At 49.7% G+C, this 15833-nt stretch carries 16 protein-coding genes and 1 pseudogene; 6 read left to right on the top strand and 11 right to left on the bottom strand.

Annotated elements, in window-relative coordinates; translation table 11 throughout:
* Window positions 1–2: 2 nt before the first annotated feature.
* From ACYP03_RS11330 to yceD, 4 genes are read right to left on the bottom strand one after another with little or no spacing between them, the layout of a single operon-like run.
* Window positions 3–959 carry a beta-ketoacyl-ACP synthase III gene (locus ACYP03_RS11330; protein ID WP_248140943.1) on the bottom strand — a complete coding sequence of 319 codons (957 nt, stop codon included), beginning with the start codon at window positions 957–959 and terminating at the stop codon, window positions 3–5.
* Window positions 960–964: 5 nt separating this feature from the next.
* Entirely contained in the window at window positions 965–1993 is a 1029-nt protein-coding gene (plsX, locus tag ACYP03_RS11325; protein ID WP_459779886.1) for a phosphate acyltransferase PlsX, read from the bottom strand.
* Between the two features lie 9 nt (window positions 1994–2002).
* On the bottom strand, window positions 2003–2173 hold the full coding sequence (gene rpmF / locus ACYP03_RS11320) for a 50S ribosomal protein L32 (RefSeq protein ID WP_248140945.1): 171 nt from the start codon (window positions 2171–2173) through the stop codon (window positions 2003–2005).
* A 5-nt stretch (window positions 2174–2178) separates the two neighbouring features.
* Window positions 2179–2709: a 23S rRNA accumulation protein YceD gene (gene yceD, locus ACYP03_RS11315; protein WP_250684107.1), complete on the bottom strand. Its 531-nt coding sequence runs from the start codon at window positions 2707–2709 to the stop codon at window positions 2179–2181.
* 213 nt (window positions 2710–2922) lie between these two features.
* Between yceD and ACYP03_RS11310 the strand changes: the two genes are divergently transcribed.
* Together ACYP03_RS11310 and ACYP03_RS11305 are read left to right on the top strand one after the other, a co-directional pair.
* On the top strand, window positions 2923–3504 hold the full coding sequence (locus tag ACYP03_RS11310; protein WP_459779884.1) for a Maf family protein: 582 nt from the start codon (window positions 2923–2925) through the stop codon (window positions 3502–3504).
* Window positions 3505–3728: 224 nt separating this feature from the next.
* Window positions 3729–4343, top strand: a complete 615-nt coding sequence (locus ACYP03_RS11305; RefSeq protein ID WP_459779882.1) for a S1 RNA-binding domain-containing protein — start codon at window positions 3729–3731, stop codon at window positions 4341–4343.
* A 108-nt stretch (window positions 4344–4451) separates the two neighbouring features.
* On the opposite strand, the gene rluC is transcribed toward ACYP03_RS11305, so the two are convergent.
* Window positions 4452–5396 carry a 23S rRNA pseudouridine(955/2504/2580) synthase RluC gene (rluC, locus tag ACYP03_RS11300; RefSeq protein WP_459779881.1) on the bottom strand — a complete coding sequence of 315 codons (945 nt, stop codon included), beginning with the start codon at window positions 5394–5396 and terminating at the stop codon, window positions 4452–4454.
* 442 nt (window positions 5397–5838) lie between these two features.
* On the opposite strand from rluC, the gene rne reads away from it, so the two are divergent.
* Together rne and ACYP03_RS11290 are read left to right on the top strand one after the other, a co-directional pair.
* A complete protein-coding gene (gene rne / locus ACYP03_RS11295; RefSeq protein ID WP_459779879.1) occupies window positions 5839–9039 on the top strand; it encodes a ribonuclease E in 3201 nt (1066 codons plus the stop codon).
* A 169-nt stretch (window positions 9040–9208) separates the two neighbouring features.
* Window positions 9209–10765: a SulP family inorganic anion transporter gene (locus ACYP03_RS11290; RefSeq protein WP_459779878.1), complete on the top strand. Its 1557-nt coding sequence runs from the start codon at window positions 9209–9211 to the stop codon at window positions 10763–10765.
* Between the two features lie 80 nt (window positions 10766–10845).
* On the opposite strand, the gene ACYP03_RS11285 is transcribed toward ACYP03_RS11290, so the two are convergent.
* Window positions 10846–11319 (bottom strand): low molecular weight protein-tyrosine-phosphatase, encoded by a 474-nt coding sequence (locus ACYP03_RS11285; protein ID WP_459779876.1) that lies wholly within the window; start codon window positions 11317–11319, stop codon window positions 10846–10848.
* 715 nt (window positions 11320–12034) lie between these two features.
* Window positions 12035–12238: a hypothetical protein gene (locus ACYP03_RS11280; RefSeq protein ID WP_459779874.1), complete on the bottom strand. Its 204-nt coding sequence runs from the start codon at window positions 12236–12238 to the stop codon at window positions 12035–12037.
* A 609-nt stretch (window positions 12239–12847) separates the two neighbouring features.
* Between ACYP03_RS11280 and cspE the strand changes: the two genes are divergently transcribed.
* Together cspE and ACYP03_RS11270 are read left to right on the top strand one after the other, a co-directional pair.
* The gene (gene cspE / locus ACYP03_RS11275) at window positions 12848–13060 is read left to right on the top strand and encodes a transcription antiterminator/RNA stability regulator CspE (RefSeq protein WP_211645693.1); all 213 of its coding nucleotides are present in this window, start codon (window positions 12848–12850) and stop codon (window positions 13058–13060) included.
* Window positions 13061–13341: 281 nt separating this feature from the next.
* On the top strand, window positions 13342–13482 hold the full coding sequence (locus tag ACYP03_RS11270) for an adenosine deaminase (protein ID WP_459779872.1): 141 nt from the start codon (window positions 13342–13344) through the stop codon (window positions 13480–13482).
* A gap of 6 nt (window positions 13483–13488) precedes the next feature.
* On the opposite strand, the gene ACYP03_RS11265 is transcribed toward ACYP03_RS11270, so the two are convergent.
* The 4 genes and pseudogenes from ACYP03_RS11265 to ACYP03_RS11250 form a co-directional block, all read right to left on the bottom strand.
* Window positions 13489–14514: a contractile injection system protein, VgrG/Pvc8 family gene (locus tag ACYP03_RS11265; RefSeq protein ID WP_459779870.1), complete on the bottom strand. Its 1026-nt coding sequence runs from the start codon at window positions 14512–14514 to the stop codon at window positions 13489–13491.
* Window positions 14505–14711, bottom strand: a complete 207-nt coding sequence (locus ACYP03_RS11260) for a tail protein X (protein ID WP_459779868.1) — start codon at window positions 14709–14711, stop codon at window positions 14505–14507. Before ACYP03_RS11260 ends, ACYP03_RS11265 begins: the two co-directional genes overlap by 10 nt.
* Window positions 14686–15090 (bottom strand): phage tail protein, encoded by a 405-nt coding sequence (locus ACYP03_RS11255; protein ID WP_459779866.1) that lies wholly within the window; start codon window positions 15088–15090, stop codon window positions 14686–14688. Before ACYP03_RS11255 ends, ACYP03_RS11260 begins: the two co-directional genes overlap by 26 nt.
* Window positions 15090–15833 (bottom strand): annotated as a pseudogene (locus ACYP03_RS11250) (hypothetical protein); the annotation flags it as partial. The pseudogene ACYP03_RS11250 and the gene ACYP03_RS11255, both read right to left, overlap by 1 nt.

Genomic DNA, 15833 nt, shown 5'->3' with positions numbered 1-15833 from the left:
TATCAAAATTTCACTAAAGCTGAACCCCAGGTGAAACCACCACCAAAGGCTTCCAACAACAGTGTCTGTCCCCGTTGAATCCGGCCATCACGAACAGCCTCATCAAGCGCAGCAGGAACAGTTGCAGCCGAAGTATTCCCCTGCTTATCCAGAGTCACCACGACCTGATCCATTGGCATCGACAACTTTTTCGCCGTCGCTGCAATGATTCGTAAATTGGCCTGATGCGGAACTAACCAGTCCAGCTCAGATTTATCCATGTTATTGGCAGCCAGTGTGTCTTTCACCAGATTCGACAACTGGGTCACAGCGACTTTGAAGACTTCATTGCCAGCCATATACAGCCACTTGTCGCTGTCAAAGTTCTCGCCATGCTCAGGCACAGCCAGACTCAGCAAGCCACCAAAGTGACCATCGGCATGCAGATGCGTCGAAATAATTCCGGCTTCCTCACTGGCCCCCAGAACCACTGCACCCGCGCCATCGCCGAACAGAATGATCGTCGAACGATCATCCGGATCGCACTTATGCGACAGGGCATCGGCACCAATCACCAGCACATTTTTTGCCATACCGGTTTTAATATGCTGATCCGCCACACTCAAGGCATAGACAAAGCCGGAGCAAGCCGCTGCAATATCAAATGCCGGACAGCCTTTCACGCCCAGCATGCCCTGTACCTGACAGGCTGCGGATGGAAACGCGTGGCTGGCTGATGTGGTGGCAACAATGATCAGGTCGATGTCATCGGTTTCAATCCCGGCCATATCGATAGCACGGGCTGCCGCCTGATAACCCATCACAGCAACCGTCTCTTCTTCAGAAGCAATACGGCGCTCACGAATACCAGTCCGGGCAACAATCCACTCGTCACTGGTATCGACCATTTTTTCCAGATCCGCATTGGTGCGGACCTGCTCTGGCAGGTAGCTGCCGGTACCTAAAATTCTGCTATACATGAAGACTAATAATGCCTCTCAAGTAGTACGTGTTCCAAACGGTCACTAATTCTTGTCGGTATCTTCCGCTTGATTTCATGTACCGCTTCACCAATCGCATTGGTGAAGGCAGCAATATCAGCACTTCCATGGCTCTTCACGACAATACCGCGCAATCCTAACAGACTTGCGCCATTGTACTGGTCGGGGTTCAGGCTTTGCAGTTCCCGGAACAGGTCACCAAACAGCCACTTAGCGATGAGTCGCTTGAGCGGATGCTGACTGACTGCCCTTTTGAAACTCTCTATAAAAAGATTAGCAACCCCTTCGCTTGTTTTCAGGCTGACATTTCCGACAAAACCATCGCACACAATCACATCCGCTTTTCCATCGTACAGCTCATTGCCTTCGACGTAGCCGATATAATGGACATCCTGCGAACGGCTCAGCATCGATGCGCAGCGCTTCACCAGATCATTGCCTTTGATTTCTTCCGCGCCAATATTCAGCAAGGCCACTCTGGGCGGACGGCCGGTCGTATCCTGCTCGGCAAGTACCGAGCCCATCACGGCGAATTGAAACAAAGTATCAGCATCACAGGACACATTCGCCCCTAAGTCGAGCAACCAGGTTTTACCGCCGTTACGGCTTGGAATGGCTGAAACCAGCGCCGGGCGCTCGACGCCGGGTAATTGCTTCAGGGTATAGCGCGCTAATGCCATCAGTGCGCCGGTATTGCCTGCACTGACACAAGCATCGGCTTCACTTTCCGCCACGGCATCCAGCGCACGACGCATCGATGAGCCCTGACTTTGACGTAATGCATGTGACGGACGTGTGTGATCCGCGATAGCACGATCGCAGTGAATGATACTTAAACGGGGATGATGGGTATGATCGAGCGATGAGAGTTGGGCGGTGATTGCACTTTGATCACCAAATAGCAGCAGTTTTAGCGACGGGTATTGCAACAGTGCCTGCACGGCGGCAGGCACTGTTACCTGGGGACCGAAGTCCCCACCCATTGCATCAAGTGCAACGGTTAGACCAGTCAAGGTTCAACCTTATTTGTTGATAACCTTGCGGCCACGGTAGAAACCGTCAGCAGTCACATGGTGACGCAGATGGGTTTCACCGCTAGTCTGATCGACAGAAACAGCAGCGGTAGTCAGGGCATCGTGTGAACGACGCATACCACGTGCTGAACGTGATTTTTTACTCTTTTGTACGGCCATTAACCCTACTCCTTATTACTTTTACTCAAGTTTTTCAATACTGCAAACGGATTCGGACGCTCATCAGCAACAGGGATCTCACCGAAGCTCATACCTGACGCAGAGACCGGACAGTCTGCTTCGTCATGCATTGGCACTTGCGGTAACTCCAGAATCAACTCATCTTCGATGATCTGAAGCAAATTGATCTCACCATTTTCGTCGACTTCAGCCGGCTCATAAGCTTCCGGAAATTCATCTGCTTCCTCGGGTCTGAGGAGCGGACTGTAACAGAAATCCACACCGTAATGGTGTTGGAATTCTTCCTGGCATCGCTGACAGGTTAACATCACATCGACTTCTGCATGCCCACGCATGTACGCCATGTGACGCTGGTCAAAGTCAAATGATAAGGTGACGTTTGCATCACTTAATACGCTGGAAGCCGATTCAGCCAGACGCTCTAAAAGCCCGGCTTTGATGATGCCATCATAGTCGAGCTTTTTCTGAGCGGCGCGGACCGGATCAACCGTCAGCGGCAATTTTACCTTTTGCATAGGGCGCGAATATTAGCCTTCTAATTGGTTTGAGTCAAAGGAAATGTGTCCGAAATCCCAGCTTTTGGCCATTTCATCTTCAGTGGTTTTACTTCACCGTTTGGGTCAATGGCACCAAGGGTATAATAAGGTTGGTTCTGAGTTAAAACTAGCGTAGATTTCACTCTCACGCCCGTTCGATTACCTCACAACCAAACAAGACAGAGTCACCTCATGAAACAAGCTTTACTTCTGGCCTCCACATCGCCGTTTCGCCGCAGCCTGCTGGAAAAATTCGGCTTACCGTTTTCCTGTGCCGCGCCAGATATCGACGAAAGCCCGCTTCCTGGTGAAAATGCCGAAACGCTGGTCAAACGACTGGCTGAAGCCAAAGCCAGAGCCTGCCGTCCCGGACACCCGAATCATCTGATCATCGGCTCGGATCAGGTCTGTGTCATCAACGGGAGCATCGTAGGTAAACCCCACACCACGGAAAATGCCTGCGCACAGCTGATGGCAGCAAGCGGACAAACCGTCACTTTCTATACAGGTTTATGTCTGTATAACGCAGCAAACGATACAGCTGAAGTCATCTGTGAACCCTTCCATGTGCATTTCCGTGAACTCACAGAGAATGAAATCCGGCAATATGTCCTGCGCGAACAGCCATTACGGTGTGCCGGCAGCTTTAAAAGTGAAGGACTGGGGATTGCCCTGTTTGATCGCCTGAATGGCCGGGATCCCAATACACTGGTTGGATTACCGCTCATCACACTGAGAGAGATGCTTTCCCGACAAGGTATCAGCGTTCTCTGAGCCCGCCTGAACCACCCTTGCTTTCGTCATGGGTGGTCTCTGCTTTTGCATTTACCCTCCCTTCGGATCTCTCACGATTCTGAAAAGATATGTTTTTTATGACCTCTATCCACAGAACATATTCAACAGATTACTTAGTGCGTCGCCTGTTACAGTCAACACATAGATTGCAGTCAGCAGACCCATGACAGCCTTCTGACTGTCAAAAACACTGAGTTAATGGAATGATTGGACAAATATTATCGCTGCTGAAAACTTATACCAGCGGATTAAAACGCAAGCCTTTATACGCAGCTTTCCGGGAAGACCATGTATTTTGTCTGACCGAAATGAAAGAACAGTCCCACAGCCCCCAACAGCACAGCATCTACAAAGGAAAAGTCGTCCGGATCGAAAACAGCTTTGAAGCCGCTTTTATCGACATTGGTGCACTGGAACCTGGTTTCCTTCCCCTTCGAAAAATTGCGCTTCATTATTATCCCCAAAGTTATGCTTATCAGGGTCGTCCACAGATTCGCGATGTCGTCCGAATCGGGCAGGAAGTTCTGGTTCAGGTTGAAAAGCTGGATCAGAGGTATTGTCACGCGCATCTGACAACATTGATTGCCATTCCAGGTCAGTATCTGACCTTAAGACCCAATACGCCAGGGGCCGTTGATGTGTCTCATCCGCTGGATACCGATGCCATGTCGGCACTGACAACATTGTTACACACGCAATCGGAACAAGAAGAGATGAGCGTGGTGGTGACTTTGGCGGCTTCCAAACAGCCCGTTGAAACACTCACCGCGGACCTGCAATCATTGCTCAATATCTGGGATTCCGTGAAAGCAATGTAAGCCAAGCAATGTAAATTAATGACTGACTCAATTAATAATTAGTCCGGTTTCACTCAACGGCTGGCGAGTTGAATCACCTGTGCCAGCCGCTGAGTGTCTGAAAATGCTTCAGCCTTTTCTCAAAGATTCCAGCGTGCGATTCAGCATCGCATCCATTGGGGCATTGATCTCCATCCGCTCTTCTGTCCCCGGATGTTCAAAGCAGATGTTGGCCGCGTGCAGGAACAAGCGGTTGAGACCTGCTTTTTTCGTGTAGGCATCAAACCGCGGATCACCGTATCTGTCATCCCAGGCAATAGGATGGCCTGTATACTGACAATGCACGCGGATCTGGTGTGTCCGCCCGGTCACCGGGCTCGCCTGCACCAGTGTTGCCTCTTTGAAACACTCAAGGACCTTAAAGCGTGTATCTGAAGGCTTCCCGTTCGGGTTCACCCGCACAATACTGTTCACTTCATTTTTCAGCAGTGGCGCGGTGACCTTATTGCAACCTTTTGGCCACTGCCCCATGACCAGTGCGAAATAGTATTTCTGAACCGTCTTCTGCCTGAACTGCTCCTGGAGTTTACGCAGTGCTGAACGTTTCTTCGCTACCAGCAAGATTCCTGAGGTATCCCGGTCAATCCGGTGAACCAGCTCCAGAAAACGAGCATCCGGACGCAAAGCCCGCAGAGCTTCGATTGCACCAAACTTCAGACCGCTGCCGCCGTGGACCGCAGTACCCGAAGGTTTATTCAGGATCAGCATATGCTCATCTTCATAAATGATGCAGTTTTCCAGCTCTGCCACTTTGTCCAGTTTGGTACTGACTGGCGCCGCAGTTTCCTTTTCAGGAACAACGACAGGCGGCACCCGGACCAGATCGCCTTCTTGAAGCTTGTATTCAGGTTTTATCCTTTTTTTGTTTACTCGCACCTCTCCCTTACGCAAAATGCGGTAAATCATACTTTTGGGAACGTTTTTCAATCGGGCACGGAGAAAATTATCAATCCTTTGCCCGGCAAAATCATCAGCAATAGCGATGAATTGCACTTTCGGTTTGTTATCTTTCATGGTCCAAGATTCTATCATGGCTATAAAGCAGATTGCCGCAAAAAAGTCACCCTGCTATGATTGCAGTCTGGAATCAGGGAAAATCCCAATTTCCATGCCATGGCGGACAATTTTACGCCATGATGAATGTTTTTTATCCTGCTCTGCCTGTCATCGCAGCAAAAGGCGTAAGACGACAAGTCATGCAGAGTCAATCTTAGTGTTCCGATCGCAGATTTTTTTTATCGGTGTTAGAGATACAACCGCGACAACGCGGTGTTACCGGCTGTATATCCCGGATCTAACCATCTTAAGTACAGCTGGCAGATATGTGTAGCCAAAGAGCACTCCTGAAACATCCAACCGTGAGGTTGCAACCGTAAATCAGACTTGGAGTCAGGCAGCATCGGTAAATGATCCAACATTGGCTCACTAAAACAACGACAATAAATGAGTACACAGAATGAAAAGAATGTTGATCAACGCAACTCAGAAGGAAGAGTTGCGCGTCGCATTAGTGGACGGTCAGAAGCTGTTCGATTTGGATATCGAAAGTCCTGGCCACGAATCTAAGAAAGCTAACATCTACAAAGGACGCATCACCCGTATCGAGCCAAGTCTTGAAGCTGCTTTCGTAGACTATGGTGCCGAGCGACACGGTTTCCTCCCTCTGAAAGAAATTGCCCGCGATTACTTCCCAGCAAGTTACACCTACCAAGGCCGCCCGAACATCAAGGAAGTGCTGAAAGAAGGTCAGGAAGTCATCGTTCAGGTTGATAAAGAAGAGCGTGGTAACAAAGGTGCCGCCCTGACAACCTTCATCTCACTGGCTGGTAGTTATCTGGTCCTGATGCCAAATAACCCGCGTGCCGGTGGTATTTCACGTCGTATCGAAGGTGAAGAACGCACCCAGCTCAAAGCCGCACTGAGCACCCTTCAGTTGCCGGACGGCATGGGCCTGATCGTTCGCACCGCAGGTGTGGGTAAATCAGCTGAAGAACTGGAATGGGACCTGAACGTCCTGCTGAATCACTGGAACGCAGTGAAAGAAGCGGCCGATTCCCATCCGGCTCCGTTCCTGATTCACCAGGAAAGTAACGTGATTGCCCGCGCGATCCGTGACTATCTGCGCCGCGACATTGGTGAAATCCTGATCGACAGCCCGAAAATTTTCGAGCGTGCACGCGATCATATCAAACTGGTTCGTCCTGACTTTGAACCTAAAGTGAAGCCGTATGACGGCGAAGTACCGCTGTTCAGTCACTATCAGATTGAAAGTCAGATTGAATCTGCATTCCAGCGTGAAGTGCGTTTGCCTTCCGGTGGTTCGATTGTGATCGATCCGACCGAAGCCCTGACTTCGATTGACATCAACTCCGCCCGTGCAACCAAAGGCGGCGACATCGAAGAAACGGCACTGCAAACCAACCTGGAAGCAGCCGATGAAATTGCCCGCCAGTTGCGTCTGCGTGACCTGGGTGGCCTGGTCGTTATCGACTTTATTGATATGACACCGGTTCGCCACCAGCGCGAAGTTGAAAACCGGCTGCGCGAAGCCGTCCGCATGGACCGTGCCCGCGTACAGATCGGCCGCATTTCCCGCTTTGGTCTGCTGGAAATGTCCCGTCAGCGTCTGAGCCCTTCTCTGGCTGAAGCCAGCCACCACGTTTGCCCACGCTGTAAGGGAACGGGTGTGATTCGTGATAACGAATCGCTTTCTCTGTCGATTCTGCGTCTGATCGAAGAAGAAGCCCTAAAAGATAACAGTGCTCAGGTACAGGCCATTGTGCCAGTCGCTGTTGCGTCTTACCTGCTGAACGAAAAACGCCGTTCGGTACAACACATCGAGAAATACCACGATGTGAAAGTAATTATTGTCCCGAATGCAGACATGGAAACACCGCACTTTGATGTGCATCGTGTCCGCACCGGTGATGAAAAAGACACACTGTCATACCATATTCCGCAGCTGATTGAAGCCGCTCGTGAAAGCGAAGCGTCAGAAAGCCCGGCAGAACGTGTTGTGAAGAAACGTGAAGAACCTGTACTGCAAGGCTTCACAGCACCAAAAACACCAGCGCCAGTGGCGAAGCCAGCACCAGTGATAGCAAAACCTGAAGCGGCTGCTGAATCTAAACCAGGTTTATTCCAGCGTTTGTTCCAGAAGATTGCCAGCCTGTTTGGCGGCAGCAAAACTGAAGCACAACCTGCGGAAACAGAGCAGAAGCAGGCACCACGCCGTGACAACCGCCGCGATGATCGTCGCGACAACCGCCGTGATAACCGCCGGGGCAAAGACGGTAGCCGTCCGAGCCGCAACCGTCAGGACGAAGAACGCGAGTCTCGCGATGCTAAATCTCGTGACTCGAAGTCCGGCGAAAAAGGCCAGCGTCAGCAACGCCGTCGCAGTGATCGTCCGAAGCAAGACCGCCAGGCACAGGTAGAAAAACCAGCCAAGGCAGCGGCTTCCCGTACTGTCGCAGATGAAGAAATCAAAGAGCAGAAACGCCAGCGCCGCGACGAAGTTCAGAAACAACGTCGTAAAGAGAAGCAGCAACTGGCACAAACTGAAGCAACTGAACAGCTGCAGGAAACGCAAGAGACTCCTGAACAGCAGAAGACAGAGAAGGTGAAGCAACGCCGTCAACGTCGTCAGTTGCAGAAGAAAATCCGCATTGAAGATACTGAACTGCAATCGGCAGAAGTCGCTTCAGACGAACCAGCAAGCCAGCTGCAATCCATCGGTACGGCTGTCGCGAAAGAAGCCAGTCAGGTTGCTCAAGCGTCTGTCAAAGGCGCTGTTCAGGATGCTGTGGATGACACAGAAGCAGAGCTTCAGGGTGACACGGAAAATGGTGCTCAGGAAGGTCAGCGTCGTAACCGTCGTTCACCACGTCACCTGCGTGCCAGCGGACAGCGTCGCCGCCGCATGCGTGACACGCGTCCGAATCAGGAAGAAGAAGTTGATCAGGTCGTCTCTGACGCCATTACCCATGCGGTAGAAGAAGCTTCTGAAAGCCTGAGCGAGCTGGAAAACGTGGTCACGATTGTTGAGCGTCCGAAACGACGCCCGACAACAGGTGTTGCTTCACCGGAAATGGCTATGGGTAAAGTATGGCCGCGCGCTGACAAACCAGCAGTTCATGCCGAAGACGTCGTTGAAACGGCGGCTGAAGCAGCGCCGGTGGTTACAGAGACAGCCGCAGAGCAACAGGTGTCCCAGGCACCGACGCTGAGTGGTGTGGCTATGCCGGAAATGGCTATGGGTAAAGTGATGCCGCTTCGTCAGCCTGTACCGCAAGCTGAAGAGCCAGTGGCCGTTGCTGAACCTCAGCCTGAGCCAGTGAAAGCGACAGAAGCACCTGTTGCGGACGTAGTGGCTGAACCTGCTGAAATTCAGGTGACTGAAGCACCGGAAGCCGTCGTGAAACAGCCTGCACCATCTGCAGTGAAAATTGCTCAGGTGACGGCAAGCTCGCCGCGTGGATTCCACAGCGTTTCGCCGATGGCGAAAGCACCTGCACCAGAGCAGGTTCTGGATACCACTCCGGTCGCTGTTGCGCCGAAACGTGAAGTACTGGCACAAACGCGTCAGGCCGGCAGTCAGACCGCAACCAATGTTGCCTCTGCTCCGATGACGAAAGCCGTTTTTGAACAACACTAAGTTCCGGCTTCGCTCAATCTCAAAAAGCCATGCATTTGCATGGCTTTTTGTTGTCTTCAGCGATGGGCCCGCCACATTGATAACCTGATTAAAAGTTGAACCAGCTCACGGTTATCGGTAGCATTTGCCCGCTAAACCCAATCTATTCAGAAAAAAGACAGAAACGACAATGTTTGAATTTCCCAAGTTTACACACCAGTCTGTCAAAAATGACATGCTCTCGGGGCTGACAGTCGCCCTGGCACTGGTGCCGGAAGCTGTAGCTTTCGCCTTTGTTGCCGGTGTCGACCCGATGGTCGGCCTTTATGCCGCTTTCATCGTGGGCCTGGTAACAGCAACCTTAGGTGGCCGTCCGGGGATGATCTCCGGCGCAACCGGCGCCATGGCCGTCGTCATGGTCAGTCTGGTGGCCGAACACGGTATCCAGTACCTTTTTGCCGCCATTCTGCTGGCTGGTTTACTGCAAATTCTTGCCGGGATACTCAAGCTCGGTAAATTTATCCGCATCGTCCCGCACCCGGTCATGATTGGCTTCGTGAACGGTCTGGCAATTGTGATTTTCCTGGCACAGCTGGGACAATTTAAAGTTCCGGATGCATCCGGCATGCTGGAGTGGATGCAAGGCACACAACTTTACATCATGGGTGGGCTGGTCCTGCTGACCATGATGATTATTCATTTTCTGCCAAAGCTGACGACAGCCGTTCCATCCTCTCTGGTTGCGATTCTGGTGGTCACCGGTCTGGTCCATGGTCTGGATCTGGAAACCCGTACCGTGATCGACTTTGTCCGCAGTATGAGCGGTAATGCCGAAGCCACACTGGCAGGTTCCCTGCCAACCTTCTCGGTGCCAACTGTCCCGCTGACACTGGAAACTCTGTATATCATTCTGCCTTATGCTGTGGTTCTGGCAGCTGTAGGTCTGATTGAATCACTGCTGACCCTGACGGTCCTGGATGAAATGACAGGGACCCGTGGTCAGAGCAACCGTGAATGTGTCGGTCAGGGCCTGGCCAACGTCACCTGTTCCGTCTTCGGGGCGATGGGTGGCTGTGCGATGATTGGTCAGTCAATGATCAACATTAACTCTGGTGGCCGTGGTCGTCTGTCGGGAATCACGGCTGCCATTGGTCTGCTGCTGTTCATCCTGTTCGGATCCGACCTGATCGAAATGATCCCGCTGGCTGCGCTGGTTGGTGTGATGTTTATGGTCGTGATTGGTACCTTCGAATGGGCCAGCTTCAAGATGGCGCGCAAAGTACCGAAACACGACTTCTTCACCATTATTCTGGTGACCTGTGTGACAGTTGCGGCTGATCTGGCCATTGCTGTCTTTGTGGGTGTCATCTACTCTGCACTGGTATTCGCGTGGGAACATGCCAAGCACATCAATGCAGAAAGCAAAACAGATAAAAACGGCAGCAAGGTGTATCACCTGAACGGCCCGCTGTTCTTCGGTTCCGTCTCGCATTTCCTGGAACTGTTTGATGCCGCCAAAGATCCGAAAGATGTGATCATCGACTTCGCCGATTCCCGGGTTGCAGACCACTCTGCCATTGAAGCGATCGATACGATTGCTGAGCGTTATGCCAAAGAAGGCAAAACCCTGCACCTGCGCCACCTGAGTCCGGAATGCCGCAGCCTGCTGCGCAAGGCGGGTGATCTGGTGGAAGTCAATGTGATGGAAGACCCGACCTATAAAGTCGCTACAGATACGCTGGGTTAATCCCCCTGTGCTCTGAATCAAACAAGCCCGCATTCAATGCGGGCTTTTTTATGCCGGGCGTTTCTGCCCTGACGTGAATGTCATCGGTTTTTCAGACTCGCCAGCACACCCTCTGCAGCCAGCTCGACCAGATCCAGCACATATTCGAAACCCTGATCGCCGCCATAATAAGGGTCTGGCACCTCATCTTCCGCAACATCGGCATAATCCAGAAACAAGGCCAGTTTCGACAGATGTTCATCAGGGCATATCGCCATCAGATCCGACAGATTTTGCCGGTCTGCCGCCAGGATCAGGTCAAACCGTTCAAAATCTTCAGCTATCACCTGCCGGGCGCGCATGCCTTTGAAACTGTATCCCCTCGCCTCTCCCGCAGCACGGGCACGGCTGTCCGGCGGGTTTCCCTGGTGATAACCAATCGTGCCTGCCGAATCAATTTCGATTGCCATACTCGCCGCCTGTGCCCGGGCTCTCAGCACCGCCTCACCGGTGGGCGAACGACAAATGTTGCCCATGCAGACTAACAGAACTGATGGTATTTCTTTATTTTTCATGATGTTAGTCCCATTATTTCCTTTAAATTACTTCATCAGATACAAAAATTAACTTTCGTATTTTCAGTAAGTTACAGTAGGTTTTGGAGGGGGATTTGTCACTAATTATGTTACACGTAAGGAGATTCCATTGGGAAGCGATGATAGAAACCTCTGATCGGCATTCTTCATACAGTTCCTGAAGCAGAGTGATCCTTTTACTAGTTTTTATGAAAAATCCAGTTGTCGAACCTGTAGTTTCGAAAAGAAAAACGGCTCATACAAGATACCATCTTTGATCCGTTTTTATAGGTTCTATCTTGGGTCAGGCTAGAAATGGTGCAACGCGAGAAACAAGGGATTTTAAATCCGGTAGAAAGTTGTTTTTAATTATGTGCCTAGGAGAAACTTCAGAATATAGACCATATTTCATGTCATTATAATTCAATGAGTTACACTTAACATCAGCCAAATATTGTGAAGATATACACATTGATTAAGTGATGATACCAAAGTATTTCTTGGGTACCGCGGCCGATTTATGGCGAAAAGTACACTAACTTTCGTGATAGGGGTGCTTGATATGCAAGAGAGATTTGAAACAATGACAATGAGAATATTTATTATTTCTAAGTGTATCCGTCCATGGAACTCTAAAGAACAAGCTGCAACGTTAACTTGTCTGTCCTAACTAGCTCTGTTGTTAAAACTCATTATTAGTCAATGAACTTCTGATTTATTGATGATGCTTGAAGAATTTCTCGGCATTTGCAAAAAGAGAATCACAATGTTTCTTCTGTTTATTATAATCAGCAGTGCCTTCTTTCATGGAATCCAGTAATTCTTTTGCACTATGGTATTCTTTAACCATCATCTCAAATTTAGCTTCATAACCGCTTTTCCTTGCTTTTTTTTGAGGGGTTTCTCGTCTTTTTTTCATTTTCTTCCTTTATGTAGCTCTCAAAATTTATAAGGGGACAATACTAGCTCATATGATATAAATAAAAACAACAAGCTCATTTAGAAGTAATATGACGAAAAAATCGCAATATAAATTATAAGATACTTGAAGTGAATATCTCATTAATAGTTCATATTTGAATGATAAGGCACACTATACACAGTTCACTCTAAATAGATAGGAATTTTCTATTTTTTTTGACCCTTCCATACAATTAGGTGAATATAGTTAGCCTTTTCGATAAAGATAAGCCAGCACATCAATCTATTCTAAAGCATCAATTGATAACTATCAAAAGTCAGACCTAACCAAAAAACAAGCAAATCCAGTAAAAACCATCAAAAAACAATAAGTTAAAACAAAAGCAACTTAAACTTAAACAGAGAGCAAAAAATAGTGCTGTTCATTTCCCAGACAATCTGTATAGTGGGCTCAGCTCTAGCAAAAGAGCTATTCCTAAAAATGAAGTGCAAGCCTGTTCCCAGTTTCCTTTCGATACCTTCGTCTAGCTCCTGCGATAGCTTCTTCTCATTGTTTATAAGTAGCATTTGCTCGAAGTCTAATTATTTTTATTTATCAGAGGTATCTATGTCCAACAAAACAACGGGTTCAGTAAAGTGGTTTAACGAAGCAAAAGGTTTTGGCTTCATCTCTCAAGATAATGGTGGTTCAGATGTATTTGTACATTTCAAATCTATCGTATCTGAAGGATTCAAAACACTTGTTGAAGGCCAGAAAGTGAGCTTTATTCTTGAAGACGGTCAAAAAGGTCCTCAAGCTACAAATGTAACTGCTCTGTAAGTGGCTTAGGTGTCATAAATCATATGACACCTATTTTCTCTAACTGAAGTCGTTCTATAACACTCAACAATCAAGGGGTTTTATTGTCTAGAAGAACAAGCCGCCAGCGATATTGGTATAAAAAGCTTTGTGATTTAAACTCACAACGGGGTAAAAACAAACGTGATAGCCTATTAACCATAGAATCATCTTCATCGCCACATCAGAAATAAAAAAGCTCCTACGGTAAACACCTAAACCTAGGCTGTACCTCCGACTCTGAAAATTCAAAGCAGGGATATATGAAAAAAAGTAAAAAAAGCACTACCCAAAAAGATAAAGCACCCCCTCCTTTAAACGAGCATAAGAAAGCAAACAGCACCAGAAGAAAAATTGAAGACATTCTAGAAAAACGTAATTTTGAAAAATTATTTGATTTTTAAACACCCTCAAAGCTTGAATTGTTTGTAATCGAGACTACTTCTCAGATTACAAGAAATACGCAACTGCAACCCTGACTCACTGAGTGACCATTCCACCATCTTATTTCGCCAGGTTCCGTCTTCCACATCGCCGAACCCCTTCAACGTCAAATGGCCTTCCGCAACCAGGTTCATCAGTGAACTGCGCGCTGGCATCGTAATATCCAGCACATCACTCCCCGAACGCACTTGTTTTGCTCTGGCCATGACTGCTGCTTTGGCCTCTTCATAATTGGGGTATTTGAAAACGATCTTGAACTCTGGATCACCGGTTCCGGTTGAAACCTCTTTCGTGTCCCCGGTTTCAACATCATGGTAAGTCGCAACCACCCGGCGAACATCATTACGACTGCTGAACCGGCATTGCCAGGTTGTGACCTCGTGAGGCTCAATCGTGATATTAGTCATTTTCTTTCCGGATGCAGATTTCCCTTCACCTTCGTTCAAAAACAGCCAGTAACCGTTGGCAGGCTTACTGACTGCGCCATAGCGTTTGGCCAGCCGGGTCACCAGGTTCATGTCACTTTCGGCCACTTGATCAATATGATTAATTCGGATGCTTTCCAGAGAGGCGCTGACTCTCGGGATCAAGCCGTGCTCTCCAGCAACGGTTTTCAGAACATCACCCAGCCTGACATCATCCCAGCTACGGGTTTTCTGAGTCTGCAATGAGCCCGGTTGCTTTCGGTTATCCATCGGGGCGGCATTCGCCACAATCTGAACCCGCCGAGGCGGGCCACTGGTTGTAACCTCATCCACCACGAATCGCCCTTTATTCACCAGCTCACCATTGAACCCCAACCCTAACTGAAGCACAGCTCCCTTTGTCGGGGTCGGCGCCGAACTGGGCCAACTGAGGTCTAACGCCAGCCGGTCTGATTCATTGCCTGCATTATCGGTCAGGGTCAGACTGATCAGATTCCGCTGAATCACAGCCGTAATATCATGCCCGTCCGTAGACAGGGAAAAATCCGGACGAAAATCTAATCCCATAAACTTACCGCCTCTTCGCTGACCGGCACAGCCAGGTCAGGCAGCTTAATTTCAATCCCGCTGGGTAACAGCGGGCCAAAATCAGCAAGACCGGGATTTGTGGTCAGCACGGCTTCAACCGCACTCTCCCGGCCATAATGACGCCAGCAAATATCATCCAGCATGTCCCCGTCACGGGTTCTGTAGGTTGTTGCCATAAAACGCCAGCTCCACAGTAAACGACTGAGCGCGGGGCAACCCACCGCTCACGAACTTGGTATTTGACTCGCTGAGATCAGTCATGACCCAGTAGCCCAGAATATCCCCCAGACCACTCACCAGCAGATGAGGCTTCTGCTCATCCCCCAACCTGGCCAACTTGTCTATCTGCCGGGTTCCGACCTCCCTGAACAGCGTCGCAATCTGGCCGTTCAGGGAGATTTTATTGGCCGCTTTCCCGGTATACTGCAGCAGGTCTGACTGACCAATCCGGGACTGAGACTGCCAGCGCCACTGCCAGGTTCTGACCAGCTCGTTATATGCTGCAGCATCGATGTTGAACTTAAAGCCGCCATAAGACAGCATCACTTGAGCCATTATCCTGCCTCCGGTAAATCATACAGCGCGCTGTTCTGGTATCCGCCCAGCTTGGCATGAACAGCCCGGCCAATGTCTTCCGGACTCTGTCCCGGCGCCGCATAGACCTTGATTTCACCCACACTCTGGTGAACGGTGGCCCCTTTACTCGCCGGATAAGAGTTATTGACTGCCGCCATTGCCCTGCTGGGCGCCATTTCAGCCTGCACCTGGTGATAGGACCTCACTTTCATTTCCGGGGCATCACTGTCCCAGAACTTGATTGAATCCATCCAGCCGCTGACCGTATCCCAGACACCACTGATTCTGGCGATGCCTGCATCAAAAATGCCCGTGACCCCGCCCCACAGCTCCGTAAAGAAACGGGTCAACGGTTCCCAGTTGTTGATGACTAATCCGAGCGGTGACCAGTCAAATGCCGTTTTAATGATCTGAAACGCCAGATTGATCGTGCCGCTGGAATCGCTGAAAATCCCGGTAATCGCACCCCACAAGTCTGAGAAGAACCCGGTGATGGGTTCCCAGTGATTGATGATCAGCCCGAGCGGTGACCAGTCAAAGGCTGTCTTGATGGCATTTGATACTGCTGGGAACTCGGTTTGAAACCAGCTCAGTTTTTCACTGAACCACGCCGTCACGGCATCCCAGTTTTGATACAGCTCAATTCCAACAAAAATCAGAGCTGACACAGCTGCGACTACGGCCCCAATCGGATTGGCAGCCATCACCGCGTTGAGACCGGC

The organism is Photobacterium sp. R1 (assembly GCF_054600795.1).
This window is presented reverse-complemented; position numbering and strand designations above follow the sequence as displayed.